This window comes from Devosia polycyclovorans, from assembly GCF_042181575.1.
Lineage (GTDB): Bacteria > Pseudomonadota > Alphaproteobacteria > Rhizobiales > Devosiaceae > Devosia > Devosia polycyclovorans.
In genome coordinates this window covers 1,393,113-1,405,381 of record NZ_CP170082.1, presented here as the reverse complement: position 1 = coordinate 1,405,381, position 12,269 = coordinate 1,393,113, and the positions used below count along the sequence as shown (strand labels likewise).

General features: G+C 61.8%; 8 protein-coding genes. All 8 read right to left on the bottom strand.

Annotated features, from left to right (window positions below):
- Positions 1-64: 64 nt before the first annotated feature.
- Genes ACE4RL_RS07105 through ACE4RL_RS07070 form a run of 8 tightly spaced genes read right to left on the bottom strand, consistent with a single transcriptional unit; the run spans position 65 to position 12,221 of the window.
- Positions 65-1,171 carry a CehA/McbA family metallohydrolase gene (locus tag ACE4RL_RS07105; RefSeq protein ID WP_375599803.1) on the bottom strand — a complete coding sequence of 369 codons (1,107 nt, stop codon included), beginning with the start codon at positions 1,169-1,171 and terminating at the stop codon, positions 65-67.
- The gene (locus ACE4RL_RS07100; protein ID WP_375599802.1) at positions 1,168-4,275 is read right to left on the bottom strand and encodes an alpha-mannosidase; all 3,108 of its coding nucleotides are present in this window, start codon (positions 4,273-4,275) and stop codon (positions 1,168-1,170) included. Before ACE4RL_RS07100 ends, ACE4RL_RS07105 begins: the two co-directional genes overlap by 4 nt.
- A 16-nt stretch (positions 4,276-4,291) precedes the next feature.
- Positions 4,292-6,745: a hypothetical protein gene (locus tag ACE4RL_RS07095; protein WP_375599801.1), complete on the bottom strand. Its 2,454-nt coding sequence runs from the start codon at positions 6,743-6,745 to the stop codon at positions 4,292-4,294.
- 20 nt (positions 6,746-6,765) lie between these two features.
- A complete protein-coding gene (locus tag ACE4RL_RS07090) occupies positions 6,766-7,998 on the bottom strand; it encodes an HAD family hydrolase (RefSeq protein ID WP_375599800.1) in 1,233 nt (410 codons plus the stop codon).
- Positions 7,995-9,059 carry an ABC transporter ATP-binding protein gene (locus tag ACE4RL_RS07085; RefSeq protein WP_375599799.1) on the bottom strand — a complete coding sequence of 355 codons (1,065 nt, stop codon included), beginning with the start codon at positions 9,057-9,059 and terminating at the stop codon, positions 7,995-7,997. The genes ACE4RL_RS07090 and ACE4RL_RS07085 overlap by 4 nt, the downstream gene beginning before the upstream one ends.
- The gene (locus ACE4RL_RS07080) at positions 9,052-10,086 is read right to left on the bottom strand and encodes an ABC transporter ATP-binding protein (protein WP_375599798.1); all 1,035 of its coding nucleotides are present in this window, start codon (positions 10,084-10,086) and stop codon (positions 9,052-9,054) included. The genes ACE4RL_RS07085 and ACE4RL_RS07080 overlap by 8 nt, the downstream gene beginning before the upstream one ends.
- Positions 10,087-10,090: 4 nt before the next feature.
- Positions 10,091-11,224, bottom strand: a complete 1,134-nt coding sequence (locus ACE4RL_RS07075) for an ABC transporter permease (RefSeq protein ID WP_157290545.1) — start codon at positions 11,222-11,224, stop codon at positions 10,091-10,093.
- Positions 11,225-11,234: 10 nt separating this feature from the next.
- Positions 11,235-12,221 carry an ABC transporter permease gene (locus ACE4RL_RS07070; protein ID WP_157290546.1) on the bottom strand — a complete coding sequence of 329 codons (987 nt, stop codon included), beginning with the start codon at positions 12,219-12,221 and terminating at the stop codon, positions 11,235-11,237.
- Positions 12,222-12,269 lie beyond the last annotated feature (48 nt).

Below are 12,269 nucleotides of genomic sequence, written 5' to 3'. Positions count from 1 at the left end.
GGGGCGCAATGGTTCTGTGACGCAGGACCGTCATCGAAAATGTTGCGCAGCAGCCGGAGGTTGTTCAGAAGCCGGGGTCGTAGTTGAAATAGAGCGGGTTCGAGAGTGCCACCATGTTCTGGCTCAGTGCCATGGAATTGGGCACCGCGGGGTAAGGCGTCTGGGGGCCTTCCACCTCGACGCGGTAGTAGTTCCGTTGCCCGGCGCCTGGAGTGTCGATGAATTGCACGCTGCGGGTCTGCGGGTCGGTCAGGTAGCTACCGACTTCATCTCGGTTCTTGATGACCCGGATCCGGTAGGAGGCCCCGGCAATGCCCCCGCCGCTCAACCGGACTTCAAACGTCACTGGCCTGCCCGTGGATTTGACATTATCTCCCATCATCATGTCCATCACCCCGTCCCCATCATGATCGGCGACCAATTCGACGCGGGGATTGAATGGATTGGCGCTGACCGAAGCCCTGCCGGCTGCCATGGCGGCCAGTACCGACTCTTTCGACCGTTCGGCTGCGAAAACCCAGGTGGTGGGCGTGCCGACGTAATTGGCCGTTGCTTCAACAGACTGCAAGGTGGTCAGCTCCGGGCTGTCCGGCACGCCGTGATGGGCGTCACTGCCGCCGCGTCCACCGAGCATTCGCCCCGATTTAAGCATATCGTCCCAGATGCGGACCCCCGGAGTGTTCTTAGGCCAGACGCTGCCGTTCCAGATCTCCACCGAATCCGCAAGGTCGAACGAAAAGCCGTAATGGTTCTTCGTGCTGGGGTGATTGGCTGAGAAATGCACGCCCAGTTCGCGTTTGAGGGCAAGCAGGTTCCAGTCCCGGTCATCACGATGGTCGAACACCCGCTGGTGGTCATAAGGACCAGTCGAGAGAATATTGATGTGACCGCGATTGGCGGTTAGCTCGGCCCCGTGGAACAACAGCAGAATGTCTGATCTGAATTCGGGGTCGGCCCAGGTATGGCTGGCCACCGCGCCCATGACATGAACGTCGTGGTCGGTGATGGCGAGGTAGTCAAAACCTTGGCTCTCGGCAAAGCCGATGATCTTGCCGATTGGGTTGTTGGACGAATCGGTGCTGTGCCGGGAATGCAGATGCCAGTCACCCTTGAGCCAGACCCCTTCCCGAGCCTGAAGCGGCGGCAGCGAAGCGGGGATGGCCGGGATCATGCGCGCACTCCCGTCTCCAGCTTGAGGGTCAGTATCTGGAACGGGGTCAGTGCCAGCTGGACCTTGCCATCTTCGATCGTCAGGGGCTGTGGATCGCGTTCGAGCAGATTGACGATCTCAGCCTGCCTTGTGCCGTCGGGCAGGCGCACGCTCACAGTGCTGCTGTGTCCGTGCGTTTCCCAAATGCGAGCGATCAGGCCGGCACCGTCCTCGCTACGCTTGAGCGCCTCCAACGTCACTCCCTGCCCGTCCAGCTCAAGCAGCGGACGAGACGCGGCCTCGCTCCCCTGCCCCGCCATCAGCCTCAGGGGCAGATTATAGGCTTCGGCGCGGCCGGGCACATCACTGGCCAGCAGGCCATGATGCACAATGGCCGCATAGCGGAAATGATGTTCGCCCTGGTCGGCCTCGGGCCAGGGATAGACCGGCGATTTGATCAGCGTCAGGCGAACCGTGCTGCCACGCACGTCATAGCCGTATTTGCAGTCATTGACGAAAGCGACGCCGAAATCGGGTTCGGAAACATCGACCCAGCGATGCATGACGGTCTCGAAACGCGCCTGATCCCATGACGTATTGGCATGGCTGGGACGCCGGACATGACCGAACTGGATCTCCGCCGTACTTTCCTGGGCCAGCACGTCGAGCGGGAACGCCACCTTCACCAGCGTATCGTGCTCATGCCAGTCAACAAAATTGTCGAAGTCGAGCTGATCGCTATCGGCACCAAGAGCGACGATCTGCACGATGCGGGACTGCTCGTAGCGCCACTCAAAGCGGATCGCGGCCCGGTGCGGGCCAGTTTCAACGACCTCGGCGCTGACCAGAGCGTCGATCTCCCAGACCTGATCTTCGAAACTGTCATCAATGTCCCAGGCGTCATATTCGACCGGCATGTCGCGATAGGCCTGCAGCCGGTTCGCCGCCTGTCCCGGCTTGATCGTCTCTCGTCCACGCCGCTTGTCGAACAGGGACACCAGATGTCCCTTGTCATCGAAGCGGGCTGCAATCATCCCGTTTTCGAGATGGCGCGCGGAAACATCCAGCCCGCCACTGCCGCTTGCGTAGTCACCGGCTGCGCGCTCAACGCTTATGACACTTGTAGCCGGCAGGTCTTTGACCAGCACGCCCTGTCGTGTCCGGCCATCGGCGCGATGAATGACCTGGCTGGCCATCGACCGGCCATCAATTGTCAGGCAGGACGGCTGTTCAGCGTCGAATTCGAGCAGGCCATCGCGCGGCCTGCCCAATGCGTTGAGCACGCCAAAGCGACCTTTGCCCGCCAGCGCACCGGTCAGTTCACCGCGTAGCCGCTCGGCAATTTCAAAAAGCTGCGCATAATCGCGATCACTGTCATCGAACACACCGCCGATCGAGGTTCCGGGCAGAATGTCATGGAATTGGTTGAGCAACACGGTGCGCCAAAGCGCGTGCAGTTGCGCCGCAGGATAGGGCAGTCCGAGACGCTCTTGCGCCAAAACGGCCAACACCTCGAGTTCGCGCAGCGTCTGTTCGGCCAGACGATTGTTGCGCTTGTTCTTGGCTACCGAGGTCAGCGTGCCGCGGTGATATTCGAGATAGAGCTCGCCCACCCAGGTTGGGTAGTCCCCCGGACGCTCCGCCATGCGCTTCAGGAGCCGCTCGAAATAGGGCCGCATGTGCTCATGCCGGACCGACGGGCAGCCGGGAATGCCCTTTTCCATGCGGCGGATATTTTCCAGCATCTCGCGGGTGGGTCCACCACCGCCATCGCCATGGCCATAGACCATGAAGAGTTCCTTGTTGAGCGCCTGCTGGGCGTGGCGCTTCCAGGTGCCCATCACGAATGTAGGCTTGATGTCGGCATTGTAGGTCGTGCCGAAACCCGTCGCGGTATAGGGCTGGGTGGTCATGAAATAGGCGGCCACCGTGCTGCCATCGATCCCCTGCCAGTGGAAGGTCTCGTTGGGCATGCGGTTGGTGTCGTTCCAGCTCATCTTGTGGGTAACGAACATGTCGACATCGGCCAGCTTCATCATCTGCGGCAGGGCCGCCGAATAGCCGAACGTATCGGGCAGCCAGAACACGCGCGGCGTCACCCCGAAAGTTTCTTCGTGATAGGCCACGCCATGCAGGATGTGCCGGGCAAACGACTCGCCACTGGTGATATTGGCGTCGGGCTCGAGCCAAAGCGCCCCTTCGATCTCGAACTTGCCCGCCTCGACCTGCTTTTGAACCCGCTCGAAGATTTCGGGGTAGTCCTGAGCCAGATAGTCCAGCAGCACGCCCTGATTATACATGAAGCGGTAGTCAGGATATTGCTCCATCAGGGCCAGAGCCGTCGACATCGACCGAGCCATCTTCTGACGGGTTTCGCGCACGCGCCAGAGCCATGCGACATCGATATGGGTGTGGCCGGTAACCGTGATGACCGGCTTGTCCTCGAAATCCCTGGCCGCATAGATTTCTTCGGCTATCGTCTGGGCCCGTTCAAGCGAGGCCGCAAATCGTGCCGCATCGCCGGGCCGGAAGTCGATTTGTGCCAGCGCCGCATCAACGCGATTGACAATATGGTGCCGTCGCGGATCGTCCTCGCTGAGCAGGCGCGCCACATCGAGCGGCACGGATAGATCGTAGAACACCTTCTCGACCAGTGCGTCATGCGCCAACAACGAGAACGACATGCCATATTGCCGGCGATCCTCGATAGTCCCCGCCTCGAGCAGAATGTCGTAGGTTTCGCCCGCCTGTGCGGCGGTGCTGAGCAGCACCTCCTGGTGATTGCCATCGGCCCCCTGTGCAATCCGGCCATTGACCCGGACCAGGCATTGCGGGTCCGAGCGGCCACGCGTATTGCCAAACTGCGCATTGACCTTGAGAAATATCTGCTGCCCGTTGGCCGCCTCCGGCATTGCAAAGCGCGTCGCGAACCAGAAATAGCTCTCCGGCTCACCCCAAACCAGGTCGGGACCAACCGCCTCCCAGCCCTTTGGATCTTCGCCAACGATATCACCGCGCTGCTCGGGCAGGCCGCGCCGGAAGCGCAGCGGCAAATCCGTCGCGATCTCCATAAAAATATACGCGCGCAGGCGACGCAAAAGGTGGTCCAGTTTCTTGATATGCATGTCGTTCGTCCTGCCCCTAAAGGGTGCTGATCGTGATGTCCGGCGTCACGCCATAGGCCGGTGGCGGCTGCGGGATGGCATTGACCAGCAGACCCTGTTCCCAGTCGAGGCACAGATTGGCCAGGCCCGGCCCTTCGAGCTCAAGTGCGTCTCCGCCGTCGAAATGCAGCCGGCATTGCGCGATCAGATCGATGAAATCGGCAAGGGATTCGCCTTGCGCAACGATGGCGGCCCATCCCTGTAGCCGTCCGTTGCAACGATATTCAAGCCCTTCCGCGGGTCCCTCGGTGATCGCCTGCAGAGGACCGGTCGCCTTGAGCGCAACCAGCCCATCCCCGCCCTCAAGAATGAGGGTGTCACCATGGTGGTGGTGGATCAGACCAGTGCGGGCCGCATAGGCGTGGGTGAACTTGAGGCGCGCTTGGGCGCCCAGCCGATATTGCAGTAGGGCAATATTCTCGTGCTGGCCCACGCGCGGCAGCGTGCCATTGCCGGCCCAATAGGACGGACGCTGCTGGCCCCAGGGATCGTCCTCGCCCGGATGGTTGATCCAGGCGCGCGCCATTGGGTGACTGGCGAAACGCAGGTCGAGCACATGCTGCTGATGACCATAGCCGCCCGCTTTGGCGCCACTATTGGTGGACAGCTGGACATCGCGCGTTTTGTACAGGCCCAGCTCCGCTGCCGGCCCGTAACCCTGCAGATAGCGCGCCGAAACGACCTGCCTCACGTCCGGCCAGGCGTAGCGCGCATGACCCTCGGGCGGCTCATAGCGGCCCGCCGCAAACAGCGGCAGCGATGCGACGCCCTTGTTGAGCCATCCCTGGCCAAAGGCAATTGCCGCAAAGGGAGCCAACTCGGTCAGCGGCCCCGCCCGCAATTCCTTGTCATAGGCCCGCCCCATAGACCCCGCTGGGACGCCTTCGAGCGTATGGAGCGCAACCATGGTGAAGATCCGGTCGCACATGGCCCGGGCGCGTTCTGCCAGATCCACCGGCCCAAGCTCTGCCAATGTCAGCAGCCCGATGAAATCCACTGGGTAATAAGCAGCCGAATTCCACTCGGCCAACCCGTCTTCCTCAACCGCGTCGAACCAGCGCGCCAGCCGCCCGGCGGCCAGTTCCGCCTGCTCTGCCCCGATCCGCCCTGAGGCCGAAAAAATGTCCTGGGGAAAACTCTGACCGGCCAGCATTTGCGCGACGTGAAAACACAGCGCGTGGTTTTCGCTCCAGAACCACATCGCGTCATTGCCCGGCTCATCCACCCAATAGCGGAAGTCGAGCAGGGTCTGGCGGATGCGATCTTGCATCGCAGCTGGCAGCGCCTCGCGGCAGCGGATCCAGACCCAGAGCAAAGGCACCGCAATGAAATCGGCGCAGTCCCGCCGTTCCGCCATAGCCAGCAATGTTTCCTCGATAATGCCGGCAATCCGCGGATCGTCGGTCCTGCCGCTTTCAAGAAGCGCCACGACCAGTCCCATCCGGCTTTCGCCATGGGCAATCGCGTGTTCGAGCGCCAGTCTTTTGCGGTCGGCCAGGTCGCCCCCAAGTCGCATGGCCGAGGTCTGGTGCAGAACAGCACACCCGATCGTGCGCTCCACCACACTATCCCCGGCCAGAAAAGTCAGTTGCAGTATGTGATAGCCTTGCGGCAGGTCGTGCCCGCTGCATAGCGCTATCTCGGTTGCGCCTGCAGGCAACTCATAGACTGCATCGAGCAACACTGCCCTGGTGTGCGAGGTGGTGGCAATCACGGCGCGAATACGCACCGACGTGCCGGCTGGCGTGTCGAACAGCAGGGTCAGTTCGTCGTCAGCTGTCACCACGTCGCCGCGTGTACGCACCTGGGCTGATAGCCCGCGCAATGTCTCGACGTGCTCTCCCAAGCTTGCGCCCGGCAAATAAACGTCCAGCGTCACATCATCGAGCAGCACCAGTTCGAAGAACCAGTTGGTATCTCGCTCTGCCATATCCTCGGTTAGCACGATGATTTCGCTGCCACCTGCCTTGATGGGCAGATGCACCACGCTGCGCTGATCCGCATTGCGCGTGAACGGTTCAAAGCGCCCGGCCAACTCACCATCAACCCAGATGTGCACCCCGCCCCGCGTTCGTAGCTCAAACGAGCAATACCGGTCCCTCGACGCAGCAACCCGCGTGCGGCACCAGCGCGCCAGGCGCGTCGGCCGGTGCCGGAACTGGCTGAACTCGACGCGACGGTTGTTGCCCGGCAGATAAAGCGCTTCAACTGGCCAGTCCGTACGCAACATCACAATGCGCGTGGCGACGTCTCGCCAAGTCGCAACCCGGCAGGGCAAGTCACCGACATCCACGAAGCCGTTGACATATTTGTAGTCCTGCGGATCGCTGGCTGTAGCGGGCTCCCCCGGAAAATACTCGGCTTCGACCTCGGACAATTCCCAGGCGGTCAGACTGTCGCCGCGGGCGATGGTGAGCAAAGGGCTCGACATGAAAAACCTTGATGAAACGGTCAGACGAATTGTGTGGTCGGCAGACGGTAAGGCAGCAATGCCTCGAGCCGCTCAAGCAGGGCCGGCAGCTCGGCAGGAGCCGAAATTCTGTAGTCCGGCACCTCCTCAGCATCGGCGGGCGCATGGGGACGAAGGCTCGACCACGCCATGAAGACCGAGGTGATCCCCAATTGATTGGCGCCCTTGATGTCCCTGGAAAGGTTGTTGCCCACCATCACACAGCGCCAGGCGTCTGCCCGCGTGAGACCAGCGGCCTCCAGCGCGGCGTCAAACATGCGTGCGTCGGGCTTGAGCACGCCAACATCGCCGGAGATCACATGGGCATCGAACAGATCCCACAGGCCGTGCTGGCTTAGAAGATTCACGAAGGTCTGGCGCGGACCGTCGGCCACCAGTACCAGCTTGTGCCCGGCGTCCTTGAGAGCACGCATCATTTCCGCCGCGCCGGGGATAAGATCGCCTCGCAGCACCACCTCACTCCCAGGCTCCTTGATTTCGGTGCGCTCGTCCACGAGCGTGTCCCCGCAATCGAGCAGGATCGCGCCAAAATGGGGCAGTTGCTCGGAGAGCCTTGCCAGTTCGCTCTTGACCCGCTTGGGAATCTCGGCCGCAAGCTCGGGCCACGGCAGGATCGGCAGATCCATCTCCAACCGCCGGTAGGCGTGAGCCGGCACAAAGGCGTCACCCTGCATCTTGAGCCGAGCACGGCGGTGGTCCGCTGCCGAGGCGGAATACTGACCCGACTTGGCGAAATCATTGCCCAGATGCACGCCCTCTTCGCCCGCCAGCGGGCCGCAAACCGCTTCCAGCCGACGACGCGATCCAGCATCCACGTGGTCCGGGCTGGCCCAGTGTGCATGCTTTCCGGCTTCAACATAGATCACCGGCCGGCCATGCGACATCTGGGCAGAGCCTGCGCCAGCGTCCATGACCAGCCGGCCGCCATGGGAGGAGGCGTCCACGCGTATGACTGCACCCGAATGATCGACATGCACCCAAACATGTTCGAGGTCGTAGAGGTGGCCGATATCCCAGTCGTAGTAGACCGCATATTCGATGGTAAGCTCGCCAGCAGGCTCGATCGTGAACTTGGATGAGGGCGAGGGGCCCACGCTGCGGAACACAGTCTGCCCGAGCGCCACCGGCAGATAGGGCTCATTGCTGTCCAGCATGAAGACCGGCGCATATCTGGCGGCGATTTCCGCGTCACTTAACGGCAGATCTGCGCTCACGTCGTTACTCCGGTCAGCGTCAACTCCTCCGCGAAATGGCAGCGGACCTGCCGCCCACCGGCCACCGCGCGCAGCGCGGGCTCGTCGGTGCCGCACACCGGCTGGGCATAGGGGCAACGCGGGTGAAATGTGCATCCCTTGGGCGGATTGGCCGCATTGGCAATCTCACCTTTGAGCGGCACACGCTTACGGGTGCGATTGCCGCGCGGATCGGGTTGCGGAACTGCCGCCATCAGCGCTTCGGTATAAGGGTGCAACGGCTTGGCGAATAGCTGGTCGGTCGGGGCAGTCTCCATCAACCGCCCCAGATACATCACGCCCACCCGATCCGAGATATGCTCCACCATGCCCAGATCGTGGGTGATGAACAGGTAGGTCAGGCCAAACTTTTCCTGCAGGTCCTGCATCAGATTGATGTTTTGCGCCGCCACCGAAACGTCCAGCGCCGACACCGCCTCGTCAGCAGCGATAAAGCTCGGATTAAGCGCCAATGCCCGGGCAATGCCGATGCGCTGGCGCTGCCCTCCGGAAAAGGCGTGCGGATAGCGGTTGATATATTCGGGACGCAACCCGACCACCTGCAACAATTCGGCCACTCGGTCGCGGATTTCGCCCTGGCTCCCCACCCCGTGGATCAACATGGGCTCGCCCACCAATTGCAGCAGCGTCATACGCGGATTGAGCGAGGAATAGGGATCTTGAAAGATCATCTGCATTTCGCGCCGCATAGCGCGCATCTGCCGGTCCGTCAGGTCCGAGAGATCAATGACCTCCCCATTGCCTCTCCGAAACAGGATCTGCCCATCGGTGAGGTCATAGGCCCGCAGCATCAGGCGCGCCACGGTCGACTTGCCCGAGCCTGATTCCCCGACCAGGCCGAAGGTCTCTCCCTTGCGGATATCGAGCGAGACATCGTCGATGGCCTTGATGTGCCCCACGGTCTTTTTCATCCAGCCGGCCTGGTTGGGGAAGTATTTCTTCAGCCGGCGCACCGAGATCAGCACGTCTTCGGGCATTTCGCCGGCCTGCGGCGTCGCGTGGGACATGGCAGCTTCAGGCATGAACGGGCTCCTGAGCAAACTGGTCTGCGATGTGGCAGCGCGACATCTGGCTGCCGAAGCGTTTTTCCGGAGGCTCCTGCACGTCACACAACCCGGCCAGCGCATGGCTGCAACGGGGGTTGAAGGCGCAGCCGGGCGGCACGCTGAATGGATCCGGTACCATGCCTGGGATGGTCGGCAAGCGACGTCCCTGATCGACACCCAGCCGCGGGATCGAGCGCAGCAGGGCCTGCGTATAGGGGTGCTTCGGAGCATAGAAGATATCGTCGACCGTCGCGGTTTCGACAATACGCCCCAGATACATCACCGACACCCGGTCGGCGATGTCGGCCACCACCCCGAAATTGTGGGTGATGAAAATGATCGCCATGCCCAACTCGGACTGCAACTGCTTGAGCAGTTCAAGGATTTGCGCTTCCGTCGTCACGTCGAGCGCCGTGGTGGGCTCATCGGCGATCAGCAGCGCCGGATCGCAGGAAATAGCCAGGGCGATCATGGCGCGCTGCCGCATGCCCCCCGAAAGCTGATGTGGATAGGCATCGACCAATTGCTCGGGCCGCGGCATCTGCACCTTGGCCAATAGGTCAATGGCCCGTTCCCGCGCAGCGGCGCGACTCAACCCCATGTGCAGTTGCACCGTACGCATGATCTGACTGCCGATCGTATGGACCGGCGATAGCGCCGTCATCGGCTCCTGGAAGATCATGCCAATATGCTTGCCGCGCACCTGCCGGATCGCACGGCTGTTGCGGCCATAGGAGGAAAGCTCGAAATGCTCCCCGGAGCGCAATTGCATCTGCACCCGCCCGCCGGCGTCGACCGCCCTTTTGGGCAGCAACCGCATAATGGAACGCGCGGTGATCGACTTGCCCGACCCCGATTCCCCGACGATCCCGAGCACTTCGCCCTTGTTGACATGATAGGAAACGCCGTCCACCGCCTTCACCAAGCCTTCGCGCAAGGGGAAGTGGACCTGGACATTGTCGACATCGAGCAGCCGCTCTGGGGACATGTTGGTTCTGGTCATGGTCTTATTGCCCATAGGGGTCGGCTGCATCGCGCAGGCCATCGCCGAGGAAATTGAAAGCCAGGACGGTGAGAACCACCGCCGCGCCCGGCGAAAGCAACCAGGGGGCCAGCGAGATTGAGCGAAGGTTCTGCGCATCCTGCAGCAGCACACCCCAGCTTACCACCGGCGGCCGCAGGCCCAGGCCGAGGAAGCTCAGCGCGGTCTCACCCAGGATCATTTCTGGAACGGCCAGGGTCAGCGCCGCGATGATATAGGAGGTCATCGAGGGCAGCATGTGCTTGGTGATGATGCGGTACTCGGTTGCCCCGGCCAGCCGGGCCGCCATCACATAGTCCTCATTGCGGATGGCCAGGAACTGTCCGCGCACCACGCGCGCCAGATGCGTCCAGCCGATCAAAGCCAGGATCAGCGTAATCAGCACATAGACCACGATAGGATCCCAGGCGATCGGCAACGCCGCCGCCAGTCCCATCCACAGGGGAATAGTGGGCACCGACCGGATCAGTTCCATCAGACGCTGAATGGAATTGTCGATCCAGCCACCGAAATAGCCCGAGATCGAACCAAGCGTCAGGCCGAGGACAAAGGCGAAAACCACCCCGATCAACCCGGCCGACAGGGTCACCCGGCCCCCATGCATCAGCCGCGAGAACACATCGCGCCCCAGATCGTCGGTCCCGAGCAGATTGATCTGCTGCCGCCTGTCATCGACGCCGAATAGATGAATATTGGACTGGAACAGGCCGAAGAAGTTGTAGTCATCGCCCTGATGGAAGAACCGGATCGGCAGCACGGTTTCAGGGTCTGTCTCGTAGAGCACCCGCGCCGTTTCTGCATCCCGCTCTCGCGACAGGCCATAAACGAAGGGACCGACGAACTTGCCTTCATGGAACAGGTGTATGCCCGTGGGCGGGGCCAGCGTCCGCAACCGCTGCACTTCGAATGGCGCGTATGGCGCCACCATGTCCGCGAACAGCGCGCAAAGCGCCAGGATGACCAGAAACCACAGCGAGATGACCGCCAGGGCGTGTTTGGAAAAGCGGCGCCAGATAAGCTGAGCGGGCGTTGCGGTATAGAGATCTTCCTTGCGGTCCTTGGCAGGCGCAGCGGTCGAGTTGATGGTCTGATCGGTCATGGCCAATCCCTCACGCGTTGCGGATGCGCGGGTCGAACCACGCAAGCAGGATGTCGGAGATCAGCGTGCCCACGACAGTGAAGACGCTGAGAATGAGAATGAAGCTGCCGGCCAGATACATGTCCTGCATCTTGAGCGCCTGGAGCAACAACGGCCCGGTAGTAGGCAGGTTGAGAACAACCGCCGTGATCACGTCACCGGAAAACAGCGCCGGCAGCGCCCAGCCGACCGTAGAAATAAACGGATTGAGCGCCACGCGAACCGGATAGGTCCAGACCACGCGGGCCTCGCTCAGACCCTGTGCATAGGCGGTTTCAACATAGGGTTTACCCAGCTCGTCCAGCATATTGGCGCGCATGACGCGGATTAGTCCCGCTGCACCGCCCGTCGCGAGCACGACAAGTGGAATCCAGAGGTGGCTGAGGAGATTTCCGAGCTTGGCGAGGCTCCAGGGGGCATTCTGATATTCAGGCGAGAACAGCCCGCCCACATCCATGTTGAGATAGGCGAAGGCCAACCACATCAGGATCAGGGCCAGCAGGAAATCGGGAATGCCCTTGCCCAGAAAGCCGAACACGGTGAACAGGTGATCCAGAAACGAATATTGCCGCGACGCCGAATAGACGCCGACCGGAATGGCGATTGCCCAGGTCAGCACCAGGCTGGCCGAGGAGATTGCCAGGGTCAGCATCAGCCTGTCCCAGATCAGGGTCGAAACCGGCGCGTTCCATTCCAGCGAATAGCCGAAATCGCCGCGCAGCACGATATCGCTGATCCAGCGCCAATATTGCACGATCATCGGGTCGTTGAGCCCGAACTGGTCGCGCATCATCTCTTCCTGCAGCGGCGAGATGTACTCTCCGGCATGGCGCAATTGCGCGGCATAGGCGGTGACATAGTCGCCGGGCGGAAGCTGAATGATCACGAACGAAATGAACGAGATGAAGATCAGCGTCGGGATCGCCAGAAGGGCGCGGTTGCCGATAAATGCGAGCATGGTGTGGGGTCTCCGGGCCGGACACCATCCTCACATGGTGCCACGGCA

What these genes read in the sequence shown, in the direction of transcription:
- ACE4RL_RS07105 (WP_375599803.1), bottom strand. Translation starts at nt 1,171, where the DNA reads ATGATCCCGGCCATCCCCGCTTCGCTGCCGCCGCTTCAGGCTCGGGAA.
- ACE4RL_RS07070 (WP_157290546.1), bottom strand. Translation starts at nt 12,221, where the DNA reads ATGCTCGCATTTATCGGCAACCGCGCCCTTCTGGCGATCCCGACGCTG.
- ACE4RL_RS07095 (WP_375599801.1), bottom strand. Translation starts at nt 6,745, where the DNA reads ATGTCGAGCCCTTTGCTCACCATCGCCCGCGGCGACAGTCTGACCGCC.
- ACE4RL_RS07085 (WP_375599799.1), bottom strand. Translation starts at nt 9,059, where the DNA reads ATGCCTGAAGCTGCCATGTCCCACGCGACGCCGCAGGCCGGCGAAATG.
- ACE4RL_RS07075 (WP_157290545.1), bottom strand. Translation starts at nt 11,224, where the DNA reads ATGACCGATCAGACCATCAACTCGACCGCTGCGCCTGCCAAGGACCGC.
- ACE4RL_RS07100 (WP_375599802.1), bottom strand. Translation starts at nt 4,275, where the DNA reads ATGCATATCAAGAAACTGGACCACCTTTTGCGTCGCCTGCGCGCGTAT.
- ACE4RL_RS07080 (WP_375599798.1), bottom strand. Translation starts at nt 10,086, where the DNA reads ATGACCAGAACCAACATGTCCCCAGAGCGGCTGCTCGATGTCGACAAT.